The sequence below is a fragment of the Streptosporangium sp. NPDC000509 genome (assembly GCF_042898365.1).
Classification (GTDB): Bacteria; Actinomycetota; Actinomycetes; order Streptosporangiales; family Streptosporangiaceae; genus Streptosporangium.
Genome location: NZ_JBIAYX010000025.1, coordinates 108,984 through 133,972 on the forward strand (window position 1 = coordinate 108,984; position 24,989 = coordinate 133,972).

The following is a 24,989-nucleotide window of genomic DNA, read 5'->3' on the forward strand; positions in this document are numbered from 1 at the left end:
CCGGACGAGCGGCACCGGCCGGGCGACCGGTCATCCACCACGACCGCCGGGGGATTCCCAGCAAGGAGATCGGACCATGAGAACATTCGCGAAGCCCGCGGCCGTCGCGCTGGCGGCGCTGCTCACCCTGACGGCGTGCGGCGGGGGAGGCGAGGCCGCCCCCGCCGCGCAGGGCCCGCAGCCGCTGCGCATGACGATCTGGACCTCCAACGAGGCCCACCTGAAGCTGTTCGACGAGATCGCCGCCGAGTACAAAAAGACGCGCCCCGACGTCGGCGAGATCAAGTTCGACCCCCTTCCCTTCGAGAACTACACCACGACCCTGACCACCCAGATCGCCGGCGGCAACGCCCCCGACCTGGCCTGGATCCTGGAGAACTCCGCGCCCGACTTCGTCTCCTCCGGCGCGCTGGCGCCGCTCGACGACACGCTGCGCAAGGCCGAGGGCTACGAGTTCGACGACCTCACCCCCTCGGCGGTCAAGCTCTGGCAGGCCGAGGGCAAGCTGTACGCCTACCCGTTCTCCACCTCGCCGTTCGGTGTTTTCGTCAACACCGACCTGCTCAAGAAGGCGGGCCAGAAGCCTCCGGCGGAGATGATCGAGGACGGCACGTGGACCTGGGAGAAGGTCGCCGCCCAGAACGCCGCGGTCGCCTCCAAGACCGGCAAGGCGGGCATGGTCGTCCGCGACTTCGACTACAAGGGCTGGGACAACCTCTCCACGGTGTGGGGCGGCTGGGGCGCCCAGGCATGGAGCGAGGACGGTAAGAGCTGCGGGTTCGACAGCCCCGAGATGGTCGAGGCGATGACGTTCCTGCACAAGTCGATCTTCACCGACAAGGCCTTCCCCGGCCCCGGCACCACGGCCGACTTCTTCGCGGGCGACGCGGCGATGACCATCACCCAGATCTCCCGCGCCTCGCTCCTGCAGGAGGCGAAGTTCGGCTGGGATCTCGTGCCGCTGCCCGCCGGGCCCAAGGGCGAGTACTCGGTGATCGGACAGGCGGGCCTGGGCGTCTTCAAGCAGTCCGCCAACGCGGAGCTGGCGGCCGACTTCCTCGCCTTCTTCACCAACCCCGGCAACTCGGCCAAGCTCGCCGCCTACTTCCCGCCGCCCCGGGCCTCCCAGCTCACCGCCGACACCCTCGCCAAGAGCAACCCGCTGCTCAAGCCCGGCCAGCTGCAGGAGGTCGTGATCGGCGGCATCGAGAAGGGCGTGGTCAAGCCCAACCACACCGGCCAGGCGGAGCTGTCGCAGACCGTACGGGCCGCGCTCGACCCGCTCTGGCAGCCCGGCGCCGACGTCAAGGCCGTGCTGGGCGGCGTGTGCGCCAAGATCCAGCCGATGCTGGGCGCGTGACGTGGCCGCGTCACACCCCCGATCCGCGGTGACCGGCCGGGCCGACGCCCGGCCGGTCACCGGCGACCGGGCCGCCCGCCGGACGGCGGAGGGCACGGAGGCCGAGGGCCTGACTCGCGGCCCCCGGCGGACCCGCCGGGCTCACCGGGTTTCCGGCGGCGGTGGAGGAGGCGGGGTGTTCTGGACCATGCGCCGCCGCGACAACCTGGTCGGATACCTGCTCATCACCCCGCAGCTCCTCGGCAGCCTGCTGTTCGTGCTCCTGCCGCTCGGGCTCGTCCTGTGGTACAGCCTGCACGAGTGGAACGTGCTCGCCGGGACCTTCGAGTTCGTCGGCGGGGAGAACTACGACAGGCTGCTCGCCGACGCCAACCTCCGTGAGGTCCTCGCGGGGACCGCGCTGTTCTCCGTCGGGCTGGTCGTGCTCAACCTCGGCCTCGCCCTCGTCCTCGCGATCCTGCTCAACCAGCGGCTGCGCGGGACCACCTTCTTCCGCACACTGTTCTTCTCGCCCGTGGTGGTCTCGCTCGTCGCCTGGACGATCGTGTGGCGGTTCCTCCTGCAGGACGACGGCGGACTCAACGGCCTGCTCGCCGTCGCCGGGGCCGACGGCCCCAACTGGCTGCGCGGCGAGGGCACCGCGATGCTCTCGGTGATCGTCGTGCAGGTCCTCAAGAACGTCGGCCTCAACATGGTGCTGTTCCTCGCCGCCCTCCAGGGGGTGCCGTCCCAGCTGTACGAGGCCGCCGAACTCGACGGCGCCGGGGCGTGGACCCGCTTCCTGCGGATCACCGTCCCCCTGATCAGCCCGACCATCCTGCTCACCTCGATCATCACCGTGGTGGGGTCGCTGCAGGTGTTCGCGCAGATCGCGGTGCTCACCCAGGGCGGCCCGGGAATGTCGACAACGGTCCTCGTCTACTACCTGTACCAGCAGGCGTTCCAGTTCCATCACTTCGGATACGGCGCGACGCTGTCGGTCCTGCTGTTCGTGATCGTGGCGCTGCTCACCGTCGTGCAGTGGCGGATGCGCAGGAGGTGGGTCTTCAATGAGACGTGAGATACCGGTACGGATGAAGACGCTCCTGTACGGCGTGCTGTGCGTGTTGTGCGTGCCGTTCGTCTTCCCGACCTGGTGGATGGTGACCTCGTCCCTCAAGCCGGTCGGCGAGATCTTCGCCTTCCCGCCGCGGCCGCTGCCCGCCGACTGGGACTTCTCGGCCTACGGGCAGGTCTTCCGGCTCCAGCCCTTCGCGGGCCAGTATTTCAACAGCCTCTACATCGCCCTGGTCGTCACGGCGGGGACGATGGCGGTGGCCGCGATGGCCGGGTACGCCTTCGCGCGCATCCGCTTCCCCGGCCAGAACGTCCTCTTCGTCGTCGTACTGCTCGGGCTGCTCATCCCGAGCGAGGTCACGATCGTCCCGCTTTTCCAGATGTTCCACGGGCTCGGGCTGACCGACACCCACTGGCCGCTCATCCTGGTGCCGATCCTCGGCGCGCCCGGCGTGCTGGCCACCTTCATCATGCGGCAGTTCTTCATCAGCCTGCCCGGTGAGCTGGAGGAGGCGGCCCGGGTGGACGGGCTCGGCCGGTTCGGCACCTTCTACCGGGTCGCGCTGCCGCTGGCCCGCCCCGCGCTCGGCGCCGTCGCGATCTTCACGTTCCTGCACAGCTGGAACCTCTACCTGGAACCCATCGTGTACCTCTCCTCGCCGGAGAAGTTCACCCTCCCGCAGGCGCTGACCCAGTTCGTCGACGCCTACGGCGGGCCGATGTGGAACGTCCAGCTCGCCGCCGCCTCGATGACCGCCCTGCCGGTGCTCGTGGTGTTCGTGCTCGCGCAACGGCAGTTCATCGAGGGCCTGGCCCACACCGGCCTGAAGGGCTGAGAAGGGTCAGACCCGGGGGTCGACGTGGATCTTGGGGCCGGGCCCGGAGCCCGCGGGGCGGGAGCCGGAGAGGATCTCGCCCACCTCGTCGAGCCCGACGACGGCCGCCACGAGCGGCCGGGGGTCCACCGAGCCGGAGGCGTAGTGCTCGATCGCCCCGGCCAGGCCGGGCGAGGCGCTCAGGATGCCGACGGCCGTCACGTCCTTGAGCACCAGCAGGCGGGTGTCGACGGTGCTGGGGGTCGACGCCAGGCCGATGTAGACCACCCGCTTGCCGGGCTCCACCAGATCGACGGCGAGGGAGGGCAGGCCGGGGGCGTTGGAGGCGTCGACGACGGCGTCGAACGGGAGGCCGGGAAGCCGGTCGGCGGTCCACGCCCCGTGCACCCCGAGGGTGCGGGCGAACTCCAGCGACGGCTCCGACAGGCCCATGATGTGCACCTCCGCCCCGTGCGCGAGGGCGAAGGCGGCGGCGAGCAGGCCGATCGTCCCCGGCCCCAGCACCAGCAGCCGGTCGCCGGGGGCGAGGGCCGCGGCCTCGACGGCCCGCAACGCGTTGCCGCCCGGCTCGACCATCGCCCCGGCCGCCGCGTCGACCGTGTCCGGCAGGGCGTGCAGCGCCGTGACCGGAACGGGAAGGCGCTCGGCGAGGGCGCCGGGCCAGCCGCCCCGGATGCCGATCTCGAAGCGGTCCTCGCACACGTGCTGCAGCCCGCCCAGGCAGCGGCGGCACCTGCCGCAGCCGAGCATGGTGTCGCCCGTGACGCGGGTGCCGATCCAGCCGCCGTCGACGCCCTCGCCGACCGAGGAGACCGTTCCGCACCACTCGTGGCCGAGCCGCATGGGATAGCGGGCGTGGTCCTCCTCGAGATAGGCCATGTCGCCGCTGAAGAACTCCATGTCGGTGCCGCACACTCCGGCCCGCTCCACGTCGACCACGACCTGCCCGGGGCCGGGCACCGGCGGATCGACGTCCAGTACGGCGAAGCGGCGGGGCCCGGTCACGACGAACGCTCTCACGGTTGGAACCTTCCAGACGGCACCGCCGGGCGGGGACGGAGGTAACAGAGGTACAAGAATCGGGCTCCGTAGACTACCGTTCGGCAAATGGGGCTGAAAACGTGACGGCGGAACGACGTAGCTCGCAGTGGTACGCGGGAAACGATCGCAACGCCTACATCCATCGGGCCTGGATGCGGCGGGGGTTGCCCTCGCACGCCTTCGACGGCCGTCCGCACATCGCCATCGCCAACACCGCCTCCGACCTCACACCGTGCAACTCCCATTTCGACGAGGTGGCCGAGGGCGTCAAACGGGGCGTCTGGGAGGCCGGCGGCGTCCCGATGAACCTGCCGGTCGTCTCGCTGGGTGAGACGCTGGTGAGGCCCACCGCGATGCTGTGGCGCAACATGGCCGCGATGGCGATCGAGGAGATGCTGCGGGCCAACCCGATCGACGGTGTGGTGCTGCTGGGCGGCTGCGACAAGAGCATCCCGTCCCTGCTGATGGCCGCGGCCTCGGTCGACCTGCCCGCGGTGGTGCTCCCCGGCGGGCCCATGCTCACCGGCACCTTCCGCGGCGCACCACTGGGCTGCGGCACGGACGTGTGGAAGCTCAGCGAGGAGGTCCGCGCGGGCACCCTGAGCGAGCAGGCGTTCCTGCGCTCGGAGTCGTCGATGATCCGCAGCAGGGGCCACTGCAACACCATGGGAACCGCCTCCACGATGGCCTGCGTCGCCGAGGCGCTCGGCACCACCATCCCCGGCATCGCGGGCACGCCCGCCCCCGACAGCCGTCTGCTGGAGGGCGCTCATGAGACCGGGCGGCTCGCCGTCGAGCTCGTCGAGCGGGACCTGCGTCCCAGCGCCCTGCTCACCAGGGGATCGTTCCTCAACGCGATCGTGGCGCTGGCCGCCGTCGGCGGATCCACCAACGCGGTGGTGCACCTGCTGGCCATCGCGGGCCGGCTCGGCGTCGAGCTCTCCCTCGACGACTTCGACCGCGTCGGCGCCGGGGTGCCGCTCCTGGCCGACCTGCAGCCGGCGGGCCGGCACCTGATGGAGGACCTCCACCGCGCGGGCGGGCTGCTGGCCGTGCTGCGCGAGGTGCGCGACCTGCTGGACCCCGAGGCGCTGACGGTGACGGGCAGGCCGCTCGCCGATCACCTGGACGAGGCGCGGATCTGGGACGAGACCGTCATCCGCCCGCGTGACCGGCCGCTGCAGGAGGCCGCGGGCATCGCCGTCCTGTACGGCGACCTGGCGCCGTCCGGCGCCGTCATCAAGCCCGCGGCGGCCTCGCCCGAGCTGATGCGCCACCGGGGCCGTGCCCTGGTCTTCGACAGCGTCGAGGACATGCACGCGCGGATCGACGATCCCGATCTCGACGTGGACCCCTCCACGGTGCTCGTGCTGCGCGGGTGCGGACCCAAGGGCTACCCGGGGATGCCTGAGGTGGCGAACCTGCCCCTGCCGGCCAAGCTCCTGGAGAGCGGGGTGCGTGACATGGTGCGGATCTGCGACGGCAGGATGAGCGGCACGGCGTACGGGACAGTGGTCCTGCACGTGGCGCCCGAGGCCGCGGCGGGCGGCCCGCTCGGCCTGGTGCGGACCGGTGACCCGATCGTCCTGGACGTCGAGGCCAGGCGCCTGGACATCGACATCCCGCCGGAGGAACTGGCCAGGCGTCTGCCCTCGGAGACCATGCGGGAGGCGTTCGCCGCGCCCTCACGGGGCTGGGAACGCCTCTACGTCGACCACGTGATGCAGGCCAACCGGGGAGCCGATCTCGACTTCCTCATCGGCTCCAGCGGTCACGCGGTCGCCCGCGAGTCCCATTGACGCCGGTGCCGCCGGTGCCGTCACCGGCGGCGCCGACGCCGCGTGACGGGCCGGGCGCATCCGGTACCCGGCGACCGGCCCGTGCTCCGTGCCGTTCCAGCCTCCCTCGGTCCCCGTCAGCCGCCGGTAGCGGGAGTAGGCGATCTCGTACGGTTCCCGCTGCCCTGAGGGAGAGAACGGCCGGGGCCTGAACGAGCGGCGGACCACCTCGCGCAACTCGGTGAGGGAGCCGATGCGGCCCTCGGCCATCGCCTGGACCAGCAGGTTGCCCACGGCGGTCGCCTCCACGGGGCCCGCGAGCACCGGTCGTCCGGCGAAGTCGGCGACGAGCCGGCACAGAGTGTCGCTGGAGGCCGCGCTCCCCACCAGGTGCACGGCCTCCACCCGCCGGTCGCTGAGGAACTCGGCCTGCTCCAACGCCCACCGGTAGGAGCAGGCGAGGCTCTCCAGGACGCAGCGCACCGTCTGCGCGCGGCCGGCGGGCGGCGCCTGGCCGGTCGAACGGCAGTAGGCCCCGATCCTGGCCGGCATGTCACCGGGTTCGAGGAACCACGGATGGCCGGGGTCGATCAGGGGGCCGAAGGCGGGGGCCGCCGCGGCCTCGGCGACCAGATCCGCGTACGAGGTGCGCACCCCCCAGGCCCTGCGGCACTCCTGGAGCAGCAGCAGGCCGTTGAGGGTCCGGGTGAAGCGCACGGCCCCCATGACGCCGCCCTCGTTGGTGAAGCCCGCCAGCCTCGCCTCCCGGCTCGTGACCGGCGCGTCGAGCTCCAGCCCCGCCAGCGAGCGAGGGCCGAAAGAGACATAGCCCACCGATCCGGATGAGACGGGAAGCGCCGCCGCCACGGAGGCGGCGTCGTGGCCCGCAACCGCGACGACCATGGGCGTGGCACGGCCTCTCCCGTTCCGGTCGCCGCCCCTCCTGCCGCTCCCACCGTTTCCCCCGCTCTCGCCGCTCAGCGGGCCGACGACCGTACCGGGCTCGGTGAGCCGGTCGGCGAGCAGGTGACGGGGCAGGCCCAGGCGGGTGACGATGCTGTTCGCCCAGCGGCCGGTCCTGACGTCCAGCAGCTGGCTGGTGCTCGCGATCGTCCGCTCGCTGAGCATCTCGCCGCTCAGCCAGAGCGTGAACAGGTCCGGCATCATCGCCAGGTGGTCGGCCGCGTCCAGGAGCGGGGAACCGGCATGCGCCAGCAGCTGGCAGGCCGTGGTGCCGGGGCCCGGATGGACACCGGTCAGCTCGTAGTGGTCCTGCCAGGAGACGAGTCCCGCCAGCCCGGAGGTGTAGGGGTCGCGGTGGTGACGGGGGTTGGCCAGCAGTCGCCCGTCGCGGTCGAGGAGCGCGAAGTCGCCACCCCAGGCGGTCACGCCCACGCTGGTGAGGCGGTCGCGGGCGGCGGCCAGCGCGATGCCCCCGCGAGCCTGGGTGAGAAGCCCGAGCACGTCCCAGTACAGGCCGTCGAGAACGCGGACGGGCCGGTTGGCGAAACGGTGCACTTCACGCACCGAGAGCCGTTCACCATCGAATTCGCCGGTCAATACCCGGCCGTTCTCAGGTCCGAGATCCACGGCCACGTAGACGGGCACGGGTGCAAGGATAACCGGAGAGACTTTACTGATACGGAAGATATATCAGAAACGGTAGGTGAGGCAGCTCACAGGGTCGTCTTTCTCTCCGGGGCCGGCCGCATGGGCCTTTCCTGGAACCCTTCCTTGACGGTTTCACCCGGTGTGGTCAAGCGGTCCCCACCGCTCGGGCGCGTACCGGCACCATTCCCGTCTGGTCCGATCTCGACCGGTTTGGGCGAAGGCGGCGGTGGCGGCGGGTCCGGCCACGGTGAGGGCCCGGTGAGAGCCACAGTGACGATGTCGCGACGTTTACGCGACATGACGGTGATCTCCATCTGATCCTCGTCCGGTCCCTGTCCGATCCGTGAACCACGGACCTCCCCCCTTATATGGGCGGCCATTCGGCATACCGTCCGAGGCATTGTCCTCACCCCCTTTCCCGCACGGAGTCGTGGCGCCCACATGGGCCTCCGAGACGACGGCAAAGGCACATAATTCCTGCGATTTACCAGCATCGGTAAAGACATCCTGGATTTCCGGACCGAGGCGACCAGGCACGATTGACAGCCGGCGGAGGACGGCCATCCGCCGCACCGTTTATCTCGGCCGCGAGGGGTAGTCGGGGGGCCACACACATCGTGACAAGGAGAGAGCCCGCACATGACGAGCGAAGGTCTGTGGAGCTATCGCGAGGGCGTCTACGGTCCGGACGAGACGATGGACGAGACGATGAGCGTCATCGGCTTCGACGTGGAGGCCGTCGACGGCAAGGTCGGCCGAGTGGAGGAGGAGAGCAACATGACCGATGACAGCTACATCGTGGCCGACGTCGGCTCCTGGCTCTCGGGCAGGAAGGTCGTGCTCCCGGCCAGCACGGTGACCAGGATCGACAAGGACGAGCGCAAGGTGCACATCTCGCAGACCAAGCAGGAGATCCAGGACGCGCCGGAGTACGACCCGGCGACCTACCGGCAGAGCGTCCACCGCCAGGAGTCGGGCGGCCACTACGCGTCCGCCCCGCCGCGCGAGCGGCTCACCGCCGATCTCGGCTGAAGCGGCCGGCCGTCCAGCCGGATGATGCCGCGGGAGGCGGCGACCGTCACCGCGGCGGTGCGGTCGTCCACGCCGAGCTTGGCGAAGATGTGCAGCAGGTGGGTCTTGACCGTGGCCTCGCTGATGCACAGGTGGGCGGCGATGGCCTTGTTGCTCATCCCCTGGGCGACCGCACCGAGGACCTCGGCCTCCCGGCCACTGAGAGCATCGGGGGCGTCGGCCCGCGCCCACGACAGCACCCGGCTCGCGATCGTCGGCGACAGGGCGCTCTCCCCCCGCGCCGCCACCCGGATCGCGTCGAACAGCTGCTCGCGGCCGACGTCCTTGAGGAGATAGCCGATGGCTCCCGCGTCGATGGCACGGGAGATGTCGCCGTCGGTGTCGTAGGCGGTCAAGACGATCACCTTGGCTCCCGGGTCGTCCTCGCGGATCCTGCCGATCGCGGTCGCGCCGTCGATCCCGGGCAGCTGCAGGTCCATCAGGGTGACGTCGGGCCTCAGGTCGCGCGCCAGCCGCACCGCGTCCGTGCCGGAGACCGCCTCACCGACCACCTCCAGATCGTCCTGGGTGCCCAGGACAGCCCGGATGCCGTCGCGGACCAACGGGTGGTCGTCGGCGATCAGGACCCGGACGGTCATCGCGACCCGCTCAGCGCCACCGGGGAAAGGCTGGCCACCACCGTGGCGCCCGCCCCCGGGGCACTTTCCACGAGCAGCGTGCCGCCGAGTTGCTCCATCCTCTCCCGCATGATCGAAAGGCCGTGTCCCGAGGCGGCCCTGCCGGGATCGAAACCGTCGCCGTCGTCGTGGACGTCAAGCACCACCAGGTCCTCCATGTACGACAGGGTCAGCGTGACCCGCTCGGCGCGGGCATGGCGGCGAACGTTGGCGACCGCCTCCTGCGCCACGCGCAGCAGCTCCGCCTGGACCCGTGCCTCGAGCGGCCGGAGCCTGCCGGTGATCACGGTGTGCGCGTCGACGCCGGTCTCGTCCGACAGCCTGCCCGACAGCCGCCGCAGGGCCTCCGGCAGGCCGCACCCGTCGAGCTGGCCGGGGCGCAGTGCTCTCACCACCCTGCGGCTTTCCGCCAGATTCTCCCGTGCCACCCGCAGCGCCTGGGTCAGGTGCCTGTTGTCCGGCAGGGTCTCCTGGGCCGCCTCGAGCAACATCGTCACGCTGGCGAACCCCTGGGTCAGGCTGTCGTGGATGTCACGGGCGAGCCGTTGCCGTTCGGCCGCCACGCCCGCCTGCCGTTCGGCCGCCGCCCGCGCCTCCTGGGCGACCTGCAGCCGGTCGAGGAGCCGCTTGCGTTCGGCGCTCTGCCGGGACACCGAGCCGAAGTACCCGACCGCGGCGGCCGCGCTGGTCGCGATCAGCGCGGCGATGACGATCTCGGCCCAGGTGATCGACCCGGTCGCGTGGAAACGATGCCACAGCCAGCCCCCGGCGCACGACACCACCGCGACCAGCCCGACCCGCACGGCGTCCATGCAGTACGGCACGAGGACGCTCAACGCGACCACCAGGAAGGAGGAGTCGATCGCGAACAGCCCCAGCCAGAGCAGTCCACCGCCGAGCACGTACGGCGTGGGCACGTCGTCCGGGGGCGGCGTGCGCAGCACGAACCACACCGCGTACCAGGCGGCCAGCCCGGCCACCAGCACCACCGGGAGCACCCGGCCCACCTCCGTCAGCGGGCCGGCCGAGGTGAGCACCAGCCATGAGGCGAAGAAGGCGTGCTGCCACCGGCGCCGCGACCGCTCCCAGGACTCCACACCGCCGACGATAATCAACCTCCCGTCCGTTCGGCATCAACCGGTCGACTGATCACATGATCGGCGTTGCGATCGATGCGGGCGCCGCCCCGGCTGAACCAGACTCGACGCCGTGACCGCCATCCCCAGCCCGACCCAAGCCGTCTGGCACCTCGGCCCGTTCCCGATCCGCGCCTACGCCCTGCTGATGCTGCTCGCCGTCCTCGTCGGCATCTGGGTGACCCGGCGCCGCTGGGTCGCTCGCGGCGGCGATCCCGGCGTGGTCGAGGACATCGCGATCTGGGCCGTGCCGCTCGGCCTGGTCGGCGCCCGGATCTACCACGTGGCCACCGACTGGCAGCAGTACTTCGGCCCGGGCGACGACCCGCTGCGCGCGTTCGCGATCTGGGAGGGCGGGATCAGCATCTGGGGCGCCGTCGCGGGCGGCGCGGTGGGCGCGTGGCTCGCCTGCCGCCGGCGCGGCATCGCGCTGCGCGACTTCGCCGACGCCGTCGCGCCCGGGATCGCGCTCGGGCAGGCGATCGCCCGATGGGGCAACTGGTTCAACCAGGAGTTGTACGGCGGGCCGACGACCCTGCCCTGGGCCCTGGAGATCGACCCCGCCCATCGGCCACCCGGTATGGAGTCCACCGCCACCTACCACCCGACCTTCCTTTACGAGTCGCTGTGGAACCTGGGCGTGGCCGGGTTCGTCATCTGGGCCGAACGACGGTTCCGGCTCGACCGCGGCCGGACGTTCGCGCTCTACGCCGCCGCCTACAGCGCGGGTCGCGCCTGGATCGAGTGGCTCCGCATCGATCCCGCCCCCCACGTCCTCGGTCTGCGCCTCAACAACTGGACCGCCCTGCTCGTCTGCACGGCCGCGGTCGCGTACCTCGTCGCCGCCGGAAAAACCGCTCCGGCGGATCGGTAGGAGGTGGCCGATGCGTCGGCGGCCGCTCCCGGCCGGGCCGGCTCCAGGAGACCCCAGAATGTGATCTGGCGTCCGCGGAACCGAACCCCTGGAAAGGGAAGCTGATGAAGATTGTCCTCGACGACCTCTCCGGTCCGGAGATCGCCGGTTTTCTCGACGAGCACGTCCAGGAGATGCGAGCCGTCACCCCCCTGAAGAGCAAGCACGCCCTCGATCTGGACGGGCTTCGCCGGCCCGAGGTCACCTTCTGGTCGGTGATGGACGGTGACAGCCTGGTGGGCTGCGGCGCGATCAAGAGACTGGACGCGGGACACGCCGAGGTGAAGTCGATGCGCACCGCGCCGGCGCGCAAGCGCAGCGGGACGGCGTCCCTGCTGTTGGAGCACATCATCGCCGAGGCCGGGCGCATGGGATTCACCCGGCTGAGCCTTGAGACCGGGGCGAGCGAGTTCTTCCTGCCCGCCCGGAGGCTGTACGAGAAGTTCGGCTTCGAGTACTGCGAGCCGTTCGCGGACTACGAGTACGACCCGTACAGCGTGTTCATGACGAAGAGGCTGTAAAAATCACGGGTCACGGGTCGCGGTGATCGATCGTTCCCGCCGGTGGACCCCGGATCCCCGGGAGTCGCCCGAGCCCGGGGGCGCCCTGCTGAACCAGCCGGTATCCAGGTGCGTAGCTGGGGGTGTCAGAGGCGTGAACATCCGTCAGCAGGAGGCCCCCGTTGGCCGGTTCCACCCACCGCCGAGCGCACGGTGCAGCGCACAGCCCGTCGTACTTCTCGCTCATCCGGGCCGCGCCGGAGCGGGGGGAGGAACCGGTCGACTTCTGTATCCCCTGCAATCCGTACTTCCCGACCCCGGAGGCCTTCGGCGTCCTGGAGCACAACCTCGCCACGATCCTGAAGTTCTATCCCAGCGACGCCGACACGATCACCGCCGAGCTCTGCGGGGTGCTGGGCCTGAACCCGCAGACCGTCGTGATGGGCAACGGGTCGACGGAACTCATCACCTGGATCGACCACCTGCTGGTCAGGGAGAGCCTCGCGGTGCCGATCCCCACCTTCGGCCGCTGGACCGACCAGCCGATGGAGACCGGCAAGCGCGTGGACATGTATCCGCTGCCGGAGAACCAGGGATTCGCGCTGGACGTGGACGCCTTCGTCAACTTCGTCAGGCATCGCGGCTCCCGGGTGGCGGTCATCTGCAACCCGAACAACCCCGACGGTGGCTACCTGCGCCGCCACGAGGTCATCGCCCTGCTCGACAGGCTCGTCGACCTGGACCTGGTCGTGGTGGACGAGTCGTTCATCGACTTCGTCGACGCCGAGCCGTATCCGAGCGTCGCGAACGAGGCGGCGATCCGGCCGAACGTGGTCGTGCTGAAGAGCCTCGGTAAGAACTTCGGGCTGCACGGCATTCGCTTCGGCTACATGGTGGCGAACCCCGCCCTGGCGGACAGGGTGCGGCGCGCCCTGCCCCGGTGGAACCTGAACTCCTTCGCCGAGACCGTGGTCTTCATGATCCGCCGGTACATGTCCGAGTATCTGGACAGCCTGCGGCTGGTCGCCCTGGACCGCGAGTCGATGCGCCACCAGCTGACCCGGGTCCCCGGCCTCACCGTCTTCCCCTCCCAGGGCAACTTCCTGCTGGTACGGCTCCCCGGTGGCAGGGACGGCGCCGCCCTGCGCGACCAGTTGCTCGACGAGCACAACCTGTTCGTCCGCGAGTGCGGCAACAAGCTCGGTATGACCAGCCAGTTCATCCGCCTGGTGGTCCGCCCCGAGCAGGACGTGCGGCGCCTGATCAGCGGGTTGTACGCGGTCCTGTACGAGAGCGGGAACAGGTCGCTGAGCCCCGTACCCCCGCCCCTTCCCGCACCGACCCCGATCCCGACGCCCACGCCCCTGTACGACCCGCTGCCCGCGTCCCCCTCCACGCAGACGCCCCTGTACGAGGGGGACCGCCGCTTCGACATGCTGTCGTCGGCCCTGCCACCCTCCATCTGAGACGCCCGCGCCGGCCGCCCGGGGTTCCGGTCGCGTTTCCGGCTCCTCACGATCGGATGCTCCTTCTGCGGATGATGACCGCGAACGCGGGGACACCGATCAGGGCGGTGAGCACCCCTACGGGCACCTCGCGCGGGGAGAAGAGTGTGCGCGCGGCGGTGTCGGCCCACAGCAGGAAGACCGCCCCGTACAGCGCGCAGGCCGGTAGCAGCACGCGGTGGCGGACGCCCACCAGGAAGCGGACGGCGTGCGGGACGACCAGGCCCACGAACCCGATGGCGCCGCTCGCGGCGACCAGGACCGCGGTGCTCAGCGCGGTGGTGACGAGCAGGAGAAGCCGGGTCCTGCCCGGAGCGACGCCGAGTGAGGCGGCGATGTCGCGCCCGAAGGCCAGCGCGTCCAGGGCGGGGGAGGCGGCCCAGCACACCGCCAGGCCGATCCCGGCCACCGCCGCGCAGAGGACGACGGTGCTCCAGCTCGCCGGGGCGAGGGATCCCAGCAGCCAGAACGTCACGCCGCGAGTGCTCTGCGCGTCACCGGCCCAGATGACGACCAGGCTGGTCAGGGCGCTGAACAGCTGCGAGACCGCCACCCCGGCCAGCACGACACGCAGGGAGCCGCCCGAGGTCGCGCCGACGAGCATGAGCACGCAGCAGAAGGCCGCCAGGCTGCCGGCGAAGGCGCCCGCCGTCAGGGCCGCCGCGGTCCCCGATCCCAGGCCGAGGATGAGGACGGCGACCGCTCCCGTGGACGCTCCGGAGGAGATGCCGAGCAGGTAGGGGTCGGCGAGCGGATTGCGGGTCAACGTCTGCAGGACCGCCCCGCAGACGGCCAGGCCACCCCCGACCAGGGTCGCGAGCAGCACCCGGGGCAGGCGCAGCTCCCAGACGATCGCGTCCCGCAGCGGGGGCGGGGGTTCCAGCGGCAGACCGAGGTGCGCGGCGACGCTCTGGAACACGTCGCCCACCGACAGGCCCGCGGCGCCGACGGTCACCGCGAGGGCCACCGAGAGCGGCAGCAGTGCCAGCCCGGCGCCGCCCACCGAGAGAGCACGTCGTCGCCCGGCCCGTGATGAGGTCATCGAGGTCATCGAGGGCGTCGGGGGTCATCGCCGGGCGAAGACGACGTGGTCGTCCAGGTACTGCCAGACGGTTCCCACCTCGGCGAAGCCCGCCGTGCGCAGCGCCGCGAGGTGGAACTCCAGGGGGGCCGGAGGCTGCGGCGGGCGGTCGGCGAAGCGCCGCTCGCGTTCGGGGAGCAGGGGGGCGAGCTCGGGGTGGTGGGCCACCGTCGCCCACCACTGCTCCCAGGTGGCGGCGCCGTCGGTGAAGGCCGCCCGCTGCACGGCGGCGTCATGGGAGGCCGACAGTCGCCGCAGCGCCGGATGATCGTCGCCGAAGCGCAGGTGGTCGGCGTTGAGGAGTACGGAACCCGGCGGCAGCAGGCGCGCCAGCTCGGTGTAGACCTCCAGCAGCTGCCCGGGGGAGAGCCAGTGCAGCGCGGTGGAGCTGAGCACCGCGTCGAAGCTCAGGTCGGGCAGCGCGGACGACCAGCCCGCGTGCGCCAGGTCGCACTCGACCACGGTGGCACGATCGTCGTGGCGTGCCAGGACCGAGCGCGCGAGCCGTGTCAGTACGGGGTCGTGGTCGACGGCGACGGCGCGGGCCCGGGGAAAGCGGCTCAGTACGCGTTCGGTGATCGAGCCGGGCCCGCAGGCCAGGTCGAGCACGGTGGGATCGCCGGGGCAGTGCAGGTCGAGCACGTCGAGCATCACCTGGAAGCGGTTCTCCCGGTGTGCCACGTAGGCGGACTGCTGTTCCTCCCAGGAGGAGAACAGGTCACGCGAGGTCACGGAGGAGGAGGCGGGAGGGGGGACATCTGTGGGGGCGGTCATCGTGGTCTCCGGGGAGTTCGGTGGTCGTGCGGCGGCGCGTCCGCGAAGGGCGTCGGTGCTCCGCGGTCCGTGATCCGGGTGGGGGTCTGCGGGGTTCCGAGGCGCCGGGTTCGAGGTATTTCCAGGAACGTCGAGGTATGTCGGGGAATGAGGTCAGCCGTAGAGGTCCCGCAGGCCTCTGCCGACCTGTTCCACGGCGCCGACGCTCCTGATCGAGGGGTCCATGGCCGACCCGGGGACGACGATGAAACGGTTCTTCCTGACCGCCGTGAGCCGGGAGGCGACGGGATCGGAGCGTAGGAAGCCCATCTTGGCCTCGGCGCTGTCGCCGTCACCGCCACGGGTGAGGTCGGCCAGCACGATCACGTCCGGGTCGCGCTCGGCGATCTTCTCCCAGCTCCCCTCGGACCACTGCTGGGTGATGTCGGAGAAGGCGTTTCCCACGCCGAGGAACGTGCCGATGGTGTCGGGCAGCCCGCCACGGCCCGCGATGGCCGGGGTCTTCGTCCCGGAGTAGTACCACATCAGGTTCGGTTCGGCACTCGTGCCGGTCGTCACGGTCCCGACGGTGGTCTTGGCCGCGTCGAGGCGCTTTCGCAGATCGGCCACCACGTTCTCGCCGCGCTCCGGGACACCGAAGATCTTCGCGATGTCGTCGATCTCACCGAAGATGGCGTCGAACGTGACGGAGGAGGGGATGAGGCCGGGATCCTCGCAGTCGTTGGAGGAGAGATAGGCCGGTATCCCGAGGGCGGCCAGGTCCTTCCTGGTCCCACCGGCGTCCGGCGCGTAGGCGGAGGCGCGCATCGAGTAGACGAAGTCGGGTCCGGCGGCCAGCAGGGCCTCCCTGCCGGGATATTGGGCGGCCAGGACGGGGACCCCGTCGTAGCCGGCCTTGAGCTCGGTGAGCACCGGGTCCGTCCGGTACGCCGTGCCCGCCATCCGGTCGGCGAGTCCCAGCGTCAGCATGATCTCTGTCGCGTTCTGCTCCATGGAGACCGCCCGGCGCGGCGGCGCGGCCACCTTGAGGGGCAGTCCGCAGCTTGTCAGCTCCGTGACGACGGGCGTGGCCTCGCCGACGGCGCCGGTGGACGTGCCGCTCGCGCTCCCGCAGGCGGCGAGGGTGAGGAGGAGGGAGCCCATTATGAAAATGGGAACGGTTTTCATAATGGGTGACTGTACAGCACCGGGGAGAGATGGGAGAGGGAGGGAGCTCGTGCTTCCCGCGGTCCGCTGTCGAGCGGGCGTCGACACCGAGGTCCGGGTCCGGCTCGAACGGGAGTGCCCGCTGGTTCTCGCCGGGAGTCGGTTCCCACGTGGTCAGGAGACGACCGGTGGCGCGCTTCCGTTGTGAAACGGGCTCTCGGACAGCCGTTCCGGCGTGACGAGCAGCCGGACCGTCCCGGCCTTCACCTGTCAGGCGTTCCAGGCGGACGTTGAGTGCCACGCCGGACAGTCGTTCCCCGAGAGTTCGCGAATTCCGAAGGGGATATCGGGCGGAACCCAAGGTGAGACACCCCTGATAGTGGCATGTCAGGCCTTGAGTTCGCGAACAGGAGGCGTTCTTTCGCGGTCAAGCAGGTTATCGCCGAGGCGGCCGGAACCTCGCCATCGCCGCGACCTTCATCACCCCAGCCGGGCCGGGGCTGCGCTCCTGCAGGGATGCGAGTAGTGCGGCGCCTAGCTGAGCTGTGGCTACGAAAACGGCATGCGGAGGCCCGATTGTCTCGGTACCTCCGCTGCCTCTGCGCCGGTTCCGGTCAGCCCGCGGTGAAGCGCCAGCCTTCGGTGACGGTCGGAGCGTTGGTGGTGCCTCGCTGGGTGCCCCGGTCGAAGCACTTCTCGCGTGGTCGTCCCACGACCGCCGGCCAGGAGAACACCGTCTGGACGTCGTAGACCACGTCGTACGCCTGCACGCCGTACTGCCCGGTCACTCTGCTGTGCGGAGGGACGACGAGGCTGGCGTTCACACCGATGGCGGTGGTCCGTTCCTGCACGATCTGCGTGCTGACATTGGTCTGCAGATATTTGGTCAGCTCGGCTGTCGCGCCCACTGTGACGCTGATCCGCCAGGTCCGTGACTGCGATGAGCTGAACGTCGCATTGATCGGCGTGTCAAGGGCGTTGTCCACGACACGGGCGTCACTCACGTTGAACGTCGAGGCAGTGGAAATCGCGGTGTATCGGTACCCCGCTAAATAGGGGGTGCGGCCGTAGAACGCCAGCTGCCAAACGATGGTGGGGTCGGTTGGGCAGGAAATCTGCGGACCAGGTCCGTCGGCATGTGCGGTGCCCGGCGTCACGGTCACACCTAGACTTGAGATCAGGGCCGTGAGCACCGTGAACGCGGTGAGTCTTCTATGCCGTCCGCTGATTCTTCCGGCCATTCCCCGCCGGTCGTGCGCTCTGCTTCGAGTGCTGGCCAATCTTTACCTCCACGCGACTTGAGTTTACACCGGTCCATGAGTGTGGCCGGTTCTTCCACATGGCCGCGCTGCCGGGCGCCGCTTACGACTGCTGTATTGAGAGGTACAAACGCATACTTTGATTGCTGTCCGGGCACCTGTCAACAGTCGGAATAGTGCCCGGCCACTCGGGTCTTCGGTGTCTTCGTCCAGGCGATGGAAAAGGGCCCCGATGAAAAGGAGCGATCCACGGCAGGGGAGTTCACGGAGTTGATGGCGGGGACGAGCCGAGGCCTGGGCCCGCGACTTCCCTTACCGAATCGGATATGAAGTTTGCCGGCCTCGCCGAGGTCCGGGCGCCGGTCTCGGATGTCGAGCTTGACCGTCTCGGTGATCCGCAATCCCACCCGCCGCCACAGTGACACGGCGAAGTATCAGACGCCTGGGAGTAGCCGGTGATCGCACCACACCGGTGATCGCACCACACCAAGGCTCATCGGCACACCCCCGCTCACTGCCTCCGGCCAGACATCTCAATTACCGGCGACACTTCAGGAATCCCGACGGAACGCCACGCGGTTCACTACTCTCGGTGTGGCGTTTCTGTCAGGGTGTGCAGGAGCAGGCTCAGCGCGAACTCGCGGGAGTTCCTGTGGCAGCGCCTGATCGCCGGGTGGCAGGTCGTCCACTGGGCACCGCCCGCGCCGTCGGTGATCTCTCTCCTGCTTCACCTTTCGTTCCAGGCGTCCGAAAAAAAGGGGGTGGCCGTGGCCGGAGAGTCGTACTCGGTGCGCAGTGTTACGTCTCGCGCGACATGCGAGGTTTTGATCACTTTATGTCATCAGACACTTACTCGGTGCGGGAATCGTGGAATGCGTCTCGCGGGTGAGGCGATCAATGGTCGCCTCCTCTTTCGGTCGGCCGTATCCGCAGGCTGCCGCACCTTTGTCGAAGATGGACCGCTCCCATTTCGGAAAATGCCGTGGGAGGGCCGAGGGGAAGGGGCGTCGCGGACCTGCCGGACGATGGAATCCAGAGTGTCCGGAGGGCGCGGCCTGCGTCCGAAGGCGTTCCGTGCCCGCGAGGGCGGGCGACGTGAAATTTTCCCGGATCCGTTTCGTGAGGAATCTTCAGATGAAATGTGTGCCGACAGGTTGATTCTTGATCCATAATCGCCGTCAAGAACATGTGAATCGTGAAAAGGGAGCGCTGCGTTGTACGGCAGAACCTCTCCGCTGTTCATCGGCCGGAAGCGGGAACTCGACTTTCTCGGGGAGGCGTGGAGGGATGCCGGACGTCGTGACGCGCGGATCGTGGGTGTCCGGGGGGCGTCCGGGATCGGCAAGACCGAGCTGGTCGAGCGCTTCCTGCGTACCGTGCCCGGCGTGCGGACCGTTCGCGCCTTCGGTGACGAGGACGCGCTCGCCCACCCGTGGGGCGTCCTGGAGCAGATCGCCGAGCAACTGCCGACCCCGGTGCTCGCCAGGACGCTGGCGGGCCAGGCCGAGGCCGCCTTCGTCGGCCAGGCCCTCGCGGCGGAACTCGTCGCCGCCGACGCGCTGATCGTGGTCGTCGACGACGCGCACTGCGGCGACCGGCAGTCGATGGCCGCGCTCCGCCTGGCCGCCCGGCGCCTGCGCAACGCCCAGGTCATGCTCCTGGTCGTCCACCAGGCTCCGGGATACGCGACGGGAGCGGCGCCGGACGCGCCCCGCCTGGAACTCCACGAGGGCTGGGCCCGCATCTTCGACTCGCCGCAGGGGCGCCTGCTCCAGGTCGATGGACTCCCCGCCGACGATCTGGTGCGGCTCGCCGTCGCGACCGGCCACGACGGGCTCACCCTCTCCGGCGCGAGAAGGCTGCACGAGCACACCGACGGCAACGCGCTGCACTCGCTCCTCCTGCTGGACCAGGTGGAGATGCACTCGATCAACTTCGGCAACGGCCCGTTGCCCGCCCCCCGGGGCATGACGCAGGCCGTCGTGGCGAGGCTGGCGTCGTGTGACCGCCGTACCCGCGAGGTCGTCGGTGCGGCGGCGGTGCTCGGCCGCCGCTTCGGCCTGACCGACCTGCGTGCCCTGGCCGGCGTCGCCGACGCCACCACCCCCCTCGCGGAGGCCGTCGGCGCCGGGCTGGTGAAGGAGATCCCCGGGACGGCGGGGCAGGAGTTCGCGTTCACCACCCTGCTCGTCTGGGACGGCATCTACTACGACTCCGGCATCGAGCGCCGCCGCGTCCTGCACCGCAGCGCCGCGCTGCTCGGTGGCCCCGGCGCGCTGTGGCACGGGATCGCGGCGTCCGGAGGCGGTACGGACGGCGAGCTCGCCGAGCTGGCCCAGGAGGAGGCCCGGTTCCTGCTGGCGCGGGGCAGGCTTCCCCTCGCCGCGGTGTACGCCCGCCACGCGGTGGAACTGACACCGCCGGGACCGGACAGGGTCGCCCGCCTGCTGACGGCCGTGGAGACCCTGCTGGTCTCCGGCGACGCCACCGTCGCCCGGCGCTACGAGAGTGAGGTCCTCGCCGCGCCACGGGGTCCCTGGCGCGACTACGTCGCCGGCTACCAGGCACTGATCTCCGGGCGCGTCGCGGAGGCGAAGCTGCTGCTGGTCCAGGCACTGGGCGCCGCCGAGCGCGACGGGGCGGAGAACCCGCACGCGCCCGCCGACCTGCGGGCGCGCATCGCGGCCCAGCTCGCGATCATCGGGGTGGTCGAGATCTCCTACCCCGAGATGGTCGAGTACGGTACGGCCGCCGTCGCGGCGGGCAGCCACGAGCCATGGGTGCGCGCGTTCGCCTGGTTCGCCCGGTCCCTGGGCTGGACCCTGGCCGGACGGGCCGAGGAGGCGCTGGCATCCCTGACGGACGCCGACCTGCCGGGGTCGGTGGCCGGGCTGGACGGGCTGGTGGCCCGCGGGATGATCCGGCTGTGGACCGACGACCTCGAGGGCGCGTCCGCCGACCTGCGTGACGGCGTCGCACGGGCCACGCGCGGCGAGGCGCTGCGGGTCGGCCAGGCACTCGGTTTCCTGGGCGAGGTCGAGTTCCGCCGGGGCAGGCTCGACGACGCCGTCCAGTTCACCAGGCTCGCCGTCGGCGACGCCGAGGAGAACGAGCGGGTCTGGGACTACGCGCTCCTGCACTCCCTGGCGTGTTTCCCCCAGGCGGCCAGGGGCGAGTGGGACCAGGCGCGCGAGCACGCCCGCCAGGCCGCGGAGTGGGCGCCGATCGTCGAGAGCAGGGTGAGCCTCGCCTACGCGGCGGGCGCGCGTGCGGCGATCGCCCAGGCCCAGGGGGACACCCAGCGGCTGCTCGTCGCGGCCGAGGCCATCGAGGCGCACTACGACTCCCTGGAGCCGGGAACCCACCTGTTCGGCCCGGTCTGCGCCGACGCGCTCTCCCAGCTGGGCCGGGTCGAGGAGGCCGAGGCCGCGCTGGACGTCTTCACCGACAGGGCCGCCTCCAGCGGGCGCCGCTCGACCCTGATGTCCATCGCGAGGGTCAGGGGCCAGATCGCCGCGGCGAGGGGAGACCACACGCGCGCCGTACGGGAGTGCGAGGAGGCCCTCGCACTCGCCCGCGAGGTGGGCCTGCCGATCGAGGCGGGAAGGATCGACCTGGTGATGACGCGCTCCCAGCACGCCAGGGGGCGCCACGCCGAGGCGGAACGGCTGCTTCGGCGGGCACTGGTCGCCTTCAACCGCACCGGCGCCGCGGCCTACGCCGCCCTCGCGCTGAAGACGGCCGAGGAGCTCAGGCTCTCCGTGGACGGCCCCAACGCCGCCTTCAGCAGCCTCACCGGTGCCGAGCGCGAGGTCGTGGCGATGGTCTGCGAGGGCATGACCACCCGTCAGATCGCGCAGCGGCGCTCGGTGACGATCAGCACCGTGGAGACGCAGCTGAACCGCATCTACGCGAAGCTGAACGTGACCAACCGGATCGAGCTGCGCGCCGTCCTGTCCGACCCCGGGGATTGACCGGCGGCCGGGACCGGACACCCGGCTCACAGGAGCGGCATACCGGCGGCGCGGCCGGGCCGGTGCAGGTGAAGCGGGCATGTCAAGGTCCATCGTGCCATCCGTAGGGGTGGTACCTGGACGCCTTCCGCTCTCCCGGCGACTACCGTGGGCGCCGCCAGAGCGCCGGGAGAGCGGTGCCGCAGAAGGAGGCCGGAATGCGGTTGACCATCGACGTCCAGAGGACCGCCACCGGTCACATCGCCGGGACGGTCGCGTCCGACGACTCCGCGCAGCCCGTCCCCTTCCACGGTGTCATCGAGTTGGTCACCCTCCTGGAAACCCACCTGGACGGATGACCGCACGAGGGGATGCCGCGCCCCCCGCGGGGCTGGAGATCGTCGTCCATGGAGTGCACGCCAGGGGGAGAACATCGGATGGGCAGCACATCGCACCTCACAACGGGACACCGGCGCCGCGGACCCGAGCCGGGCCGGGCGCACCGCCGGCCGCGGGCCGGGACGGTACCGCGGGCACTTCCCGACGTACAGGACGTGCCGGTCGTGCGTCCCGAGGGGAACGGTCGCGCGGGATCGGCCGGGGCGGTCGCGTGAACGCCACCATGACGGCCTTCGTGCCACCGACCGACGACGGTCACGACCTGCTGGACAACTGGATACGGCCGATCTGCGCGAGACTGGGGATCCGCCTCGCGGTCGCTCTTCCCGGCGCCGGCCAGATCACCGCGCTCGCGGCGCAGCGGGCGTCGACCTTCGTCGTGTGGGACTGTTCGGTCGAGGGGCCGGAGGACGTCTACGCGGCCTTCAACATGCGCGCCAAACTCGACCCGGGCAGCATCGTCCTCAGTCGCACCCCGCTGCCGCGCAACGTGCTGACCCGCGCCAGCCACGCCCCCGTGCACGGTGAGGTTCTGGAAAACCCGGAGCTGGGCGTGTGGCTGGAGCGGCGTCTGCGCCGCGTGCTGGGCGCGGTCAGGACACCCGCGCCACGCCTGCCCGAACCTCGGGCGCACTACTGGATGTTCGACGAGCCGGCCGACTACTTCCTCAGTTTTCACGGCGAGCGCCGGCGGGAGGCGGGGGAGTGGCGCGAGACCTTCGAGAAGGCCCACTCGGTCACCGTGCGGATGATGTCGCCTCGCGAGTACTCCTACCCGGCCGAGGTGGTCACCCGGCAGCAGATGTGGGAGGGCGTGGCGCGGCTGATGTACGAGATCGTCACGACGGGCAGGGCGATCGTCCATCCCACCCCGGACTACTTCGCGTCGTTCTGGACGGTGAGCGAGCTGCTGGCCACGCTGTGGCTGCTGCCGCGCGGCTCCACACCTCCCATGATCACCTCCGCGTACGCCGCCCGCCCCTCGGGCGGCATCCGGCGGATGGAGCACCTCACCGCCCGTGCCGTCCTGGGCGTCCCCCTGCTGAGCGACGCTCACGCCGACCGCTTCGCCAGACTCGTCAACCACGCCGATCCGATCACCACCGTCCCGCAGATCCGGAGACCCCCCGAGGGCGGCGGGAGAGATGTCACCGGGATGGTGAGGAACGTCGGCCACCGCGACCCCGAACTGGCGTCCTCACGGTTCTGGGACGAGGTGCGAGTGCCCTGCTCGATCTGCGCTCCCAAGGGCAGGCGTGCGGCGAAGGTCGACTGGGACCGGCACATGGACCTGTCGTGGAACGAGCGGGGGGTGGACCAGTACGGCTATTTCACCGCCCGCCGCGAGGACCTCGGCGCGGGAGGGATCCGCTGCCCCGGGTGCCGTACCCGCCTGCGCCTCGTCAACGAGCACGGCGTCCGCACGCTCTGGACACCGGTCGCCGAGGGGGAGACGGAAAGGGAGCGGCCGATCCTCCGGCGCGACCCCGTCTGGCAGGTGCTGCCGGACGGCCCGCGGGAGGCGGAGACGCTTCCGGGGAAGAAGGGGCTCGGGGCCCTCCTCGACTTCCGGGACAGAGGGTTTCCCACCGGGACGAGGTGGGTTTCCGCGCGAGGTCTCGGCTAGGGGCGAGAAGCCCCTCGGGAAGTCGTCACCTCCGAAATCGGAGCGTTCCAAAACAACAGAAGATCTGGTCATCGTCGCCGACGGCTCGGTTCGGCGAAAGGAGGCGAGATGGATCCCGTTGACACCGTTCGAGTTCAAGGAGAAGGGATGGACGCCACCCCTTGCCGGTCCGCGGACCGGAGCACCCCGGTGAGACCGTGGTGAAGGTGGAGGACGGCGGTGCGTCCGCGGAGCGCGCGCACCGTCTGGCCCTGTCGCTGAGCCGCCGCTCCAGCGTGCTCGGAGCGGCGGGGCGTCACGGGGAGGCGCTCGCCGCGAGCGAGGAGGCCCTCACGGTCGTCCGGCGGCTGGCCGCGGACGACCGTGACACCTACCTTCCCGACCTGGCCCTGTGCCTGGCCGGGGCGGCGACCCGGTACGTCAGGCTGGGCCGCAGGCACGAGGCGGTCGAGGTGGGCTGCGAGGCGGTTGCCGTCAGGCGCGAGCTGGCGCGGGCGCGCCCCGGCGACTACCTGCCCCACCTCGCGGGTTCGCTGAACGGCCTCGCCTGCGACCTGGGTCGCATCGGCAGGCCGGAGGCCGCCCTGGACGCCGCCCGCGAGGCGGTCGACATCTACCGGGATCTCGCCGCGCGGAACCCGGTCGCGCACGAGCCCGGTCTCGCCATGGCGCTGCACACCCTGGCCCAGCGGACGGCGTCGCTGGGGCGGCTGGAGGAGGCCGTGCTCCACAGCACGAGAGCCGTCTCCATCCGGCGCGGGTTCGCCACGGAGAACCCGTCCGCCGGCGCGGTGGCCTTCGCCACCGCGCTGCACGGCCTCGGGTGGCTGCTCGCCGCGCTGGGCAGACGCGAGGAGGCCATCGCCGCCTACGCGGAGTCGGTGACGATCCGCCGCGGGCTCACCCTGTCGGAGGACGTCCAGGCCGCCGACCACGGCTACCTCGCCGCCGTGGCGGGGGAGTGGGCGGACCTTCTCATGGACGCGGGCCGCCTCCCGGCGGCCATGGAACCACTGGAGATCGCCAGAGCCGCCTCCGTGCACGCCGGCGACATCGAACGGGCCGGCCGTCTGGCCGCCCTGATGGAACGTGCGGGAAGCATCCGCGTCTGACCCTTCGCCTCCCGTACGGAACCGGAGGCCGGTTTCCTCGGGGAGGGGGAGCGCGGTGGCGGGGACGGGGTTCGCGTCCCGCGCGGGGAGGAGGGGACTCGCGCGGGCCGGGGGTGCGCGGGGGGGGGGGGGGGGCCCCCCGCGGGGGGGGGGGGGGGGGTCACCCCCCCCCCCCACATGACCCCACCCCCCA

At 70.8% G+C, this 24,989-nt stretch carries 20 protein-coding genes; 12 read left to right on the forward strand and 8 right to left on the reverse strand.

The annotated features are described in order from the left end of the window. Window positions 1–76: 76 nt before the first annotated feature. The 3 genes from ACFY3D_RS35010 (at window position 77) to ACFY3D_RS35020 (ending at window position 3,252) form a co-directional block, all read left to right on the forward strand. Window positions 77–1,360, forward strand: a complete 1,284-nt coding sequence (locus tag ACFY3D_RS35010) for an ABC transporter substrate-binding protein (RefSeq protein WP_389987856.1) — start codon at window positions 77–79, stop codon at window positions 1,358–1,360. Window positions 1,361–1,535: 175 nt separating this feature from the next. After that, a complete protein-coding gene (locus ACFY3D_RS35015; RefSeq protein WP_389778162.1) occupies window positions 1,536–2,420 on the forward strand; it encodes a carbohydrate ABC transporter permease in 885 nt (294 codons plus the stop codon). Then, a complete protein-coding gene (locus ACFY3D_RS35020; protein WP_362901163.1) occupies window positions 2,410–3,252 on the forward strand; it encodes a carbohydrate ABC transporter permease in 843 nt (280 codons plus the stop codon). Before ACFY3D_RS35015 ends, ACFY3D_RS35020 begins: the two co-directional genes overlap by 11 nt. A 6-nt stretch (window positions 3,253–3,258) precedes the next feature. Here the strand turns inward: ACFY3D_RS35020 and ACFY3D_RS35025 are convergent, their stop codons facing one another. Then, complete coding sequence (locus ACFY3D_RS35025) at window positions 3,259–4,272, reverse strand: zinc-binding dehydrogenase (protein WP_389987859.1); 1,014 nt, start codon at window positions 4,270–4,272, stop codon at window positions 3,259–3,261. Window positions 4,273–4,373: 101 nt separating this feature from the next. Here ACFY3D_RS35025 and ACFY3D_RS35030 point away from each other — a divergent pair, with 101 nt between their 5' ends. Continuing rightward, complete coding sequence (locus ACFY3D_RS35030) at window positions 4,374–6,092, forward strand: IlvD/Edd family dehydratase (protein ID WP_389987862.1); 1,719 nt, start codon at window positions 4,374–4,376, stop codon at window positions 6,090–6,092. Here ACFY3D_RS35030 and ACFY3D_RS35035 read toward each other — a convergent pair. Next, window positions 5,979–7,679: a rhamnulokinase family protein gene (locus tag ACFY3D_RS35035; protein WP_389987865.1), complete on the reverse strand. Its 1,701-nt coding sequence runs from the start codon at window positions 7,677–7,679 to the stop codon at window positions 5,979–5,981. The genes ACFY3D_RS35030 and ACFY3D_RS35035 overlap by 114 nt on opposite strands. 642 nt (window positions 7,680–8,321) lie before the next feature. Between ACFY3D_RS35035 and ACFY3D_RS35040 the strand changes: the two genes are divergently transcribed. After that, window positions 8,322–8,714, forward strand: a complete 393-nt coding sequence (locus ACFY3D_RS35040; protein ID WP_389987868.1) for a PRC-barrel domain containing protein — start codon at window positions 8,322–8,324, stop codon at window positions 8,712–8,714. Here the strand turns inward: ACFY3D_RS35040 and ACFY3D_RS35045 are convergent. After that, complete coding sequence (locus ACFY3D_RS35045; protein WP_362901153.1) at window positions 8,666–9,352, reverse strand: response regulator transcription factor; 687 nt, start codon at window positions 9,350–9,352, stop codon at window positions 8,666–8,668. The two genes, ACFY3D_RS35040 and ACFY3D_RS35045, sit on opposite strands and share 49 nt — an antisense overlap. Next, window positions 9,349–10,488 (reverse strand): sensor histidine kinase, encoded by a 1,140-nt coding sequence (locus tag ACFY3D_RS35050; RefSeq protein WP_389987870.1) that lies wholly within the window; start codon window positions 10,486–10,488, stop codon window positions 9,349–9,351. The genes ACFY3D_RS35045 and ACFY3D_RS35050 overlap by 4 nt, the downstream gene beginning before the upstream one ends. A gap of 112 nt (window positions 10,489–10,600) precedes the next feature. Between ACFY3D_RS35050 and lgt the strand changes: the two genes are divergently transcribed. The 3 genes from lgt (at window position 10,601) to ACFY3D_RS35065 (ending at window position 13,406) form a co-directional block, all read left to right on the forward strand. Then, complete coding sequence (lgt, locus tag ACFY3D_RS35055; protein ID WP_389987873.1) at window positions 10,601–11,401, forward strand: prolipoprotein diacylglyceryl transferase; 801 nt, start codon at window positions 10,601–10,603, stop codon at window positions 11,399–11,401. Window positions 11,402–11,505: 104 nt separating this feature from the next. After that, window positions 11,506–11,961, forward strand: a complete 456-nt coding sequence (locus ACFY3D_RS35060; protein ID WP_362901147.1) for a GNAT family N-acetyltransferase — start codon at window positions 11,506–11,508, stop codon at window positions 11,959–11,961. A 161-nt stretch (window positions 11,962–12,122) separates the two neighbouring features. Further along, entirely contained in the window at window positions 12,123–13,406 is a 1,284-nt protein-coding gene (locus ACFY3D_RS35065) for a histidinol-phosphate transaminase (RefSeq protein WP_362901145.1), read from the forward strand. 46 nt (window positions 13,407–13,452) lie between these two features. Here ACFY3D_RS35065 and ACFY3D_RS35070 read toward each other — a convergent pair whose 3' ends face one another. From ACFY3D_RS35070 to ACFY3D_RS35085, 4 genes are all read right to left on the reverse strand, one after another. After that, window positions 13,453–14,487 carry a FecCD family ABC transporter permease gene (locus tag ACFY3D_RS35070; RefSeq protein ID WP_389987877.1) on the reverse strand — a complete coding sequence of 345 codons (1,035 nt, stop codon included), beginning with the start codon at window positions 14,485–14,487 and terminating at the stop codon, window positions 13,453–13,455. A gap of 24 nt (window positions 14,488–14,511) precedes the next feature. Then, window positions 14,512–15,300, reverse strand: coding sequence for a class I SAM-dependent methyltransferase (locus ACFY3D_RS35075; protein ID WP_389987880.1), 789 nt, complete (start codon window positions 15,298–15,300; stop codon window positions 14,512–14,514). Window positions 15,301–15,453: 153 nt separating this feature from the next. Then, a complete protein-coding gene (locus ACFY3D_RS35080; RefSeq protein ID WP_389987883.1) occupies window positions 15,454–16,443 on the reverse strand; it encodes an ABC transporter substrate-binding protein in 990 nt (329 codons plus the stop codon). A 617-nt stretch (window positions 16,444–17,060) separates the two neighbouring features. Beyond that, entirely contained in the window at window positions 17,061–17,609 is a 549-nt protein-coding gene (locus ACFY3D_RS35085; RefSeq protein ID WP_389987886.1) for a hypothetical protein, read from the reverse strand. 1,310 nt (window positions 17,610–18,919) lie between these two features. On the opposite strand from ACFY3D_RS35085, the gene ACFY3D_RS35090 reads away from it, so the two are divergent. From ACFY3D_RS35090 to ACFY3D_RS35105, 4 genes are all read left to right on the forward strand, one after another. Next, window positions 18,920–21,679 carry an AAA family ATPase gene (locus ACFY3D_RS35090; RefSeq protein ID WP_389987889.1) on the forward strand — a complete coding sequence of 920 codons (2,760 nt, stop codon included), beginning with the start codon at window positions 18,920–18,922 and terminating at the stop codon, window positions 21,677–21,679. A gap of 197 nt (window positions 21,680–21,876) precedes the next feature. Next, window positions 21,877–22,017, forward strand: a complete 141-nt coding sequence (locus ACFY3D_RS35095; RefSeq protein ID WP_350946273.1) for a hypothetical protein — start codon at window positions 21,877–21,879, stop codon at window positions 22,015–22,017. Window positions 22,018–22,268: 251 nt separating this feature from the next. After that, window positions 22,269–23,684: a hypothetical protein gene (locus tag ACFY3D_RS35100; protein WP_389987892.1), complete on the forward strand. Its 1,416-nt coding sequence runs from the start codon at window positions 22,269–22,271 to the stop codon at window positions 23,682–23,684. 161 nt (window positions 23,685–23,845) lie between these two features. Further along, entirely contained in the window at window positions 23,846–24,796 is a 951-nt protein-coding gene (locus ACFY3D_RS35105; protein WP_389987895.1) for a tetratricopeptide repeat protein, read from the forward strand. Window positions 24,797–24,989 lie beyond the last annotated feature (193 nt).

Excerpts from the sequence above, each read along its gene's own strand:
- ACFY3D_RS35010 (WP_389987856.1), top strand. The coding sequence starts at position 77 with ATGAGAACATTCGCGAAGCCCGCGGCCGTCGCGCTGGCGGCGCTGCTC.
- ACFY3D_RS35020 (WP_362901163.1), top strand. The coding sequence starts at position 2,410 with ATGAGACGTGAGATACCGGTACGGATGAAGACGCTCCTGTACGGCGTG.
- ACFY3D_RS35040 (WP_389987868.1), top strand. The coding sequence starts at position 8,322 with ATGACGAGCGAAGGTCTGTGGAGCTATCGCGAGGGCGTCTACGGTCCG.
- ACFY3D_RS35045 (WP_362901153.1), bottom strand. The coding sequence starts at position 9,352 with ATGACCGTCCGGGTCCTGATCGCCGACGACCACCCGTTGGTCCGCGAC.
- ACFY3D_RS35060 (WP_362901147.1), top strand. The coding sequence starts at position 11,506 with ATGAAGATTGTCCTCGACGACCTCTCCGGTCCGGAGATCGCCGGTTTT.
- ACFY3D_RS35070 (WP_389987877.1), bottom strand. The coding sequence starts at position 14,487 with ATGACCTCATCACGGGCCGGGCGACGACGTGCTCTCTCGGTGGGCGGC.
- ACFY3D_RS35075 (WP_389987880.1), bottom strand. The coding sequence starts at position 15,300 with ATGACCGCCCCCACAGATGTCCCCCCTCCCGCCTCCTCCTCCGTGACC.
- ACFY3D_RS35080 (WP_389987883.1), bottom strand. The coding sequence starts at position 16,443 with ATGGGCTCCCTCCTCCTCACCCTCGCCGCCTGCGGGAGCGCGAGCGGC.
- ACFY3D_RS35095 (WP_350946273.1), top strand. The coding sequence starts at position 21,877 with ATGCGGTTGACCATCGACGTCCAGAGGACCGCCACCGGTCACATCGCC.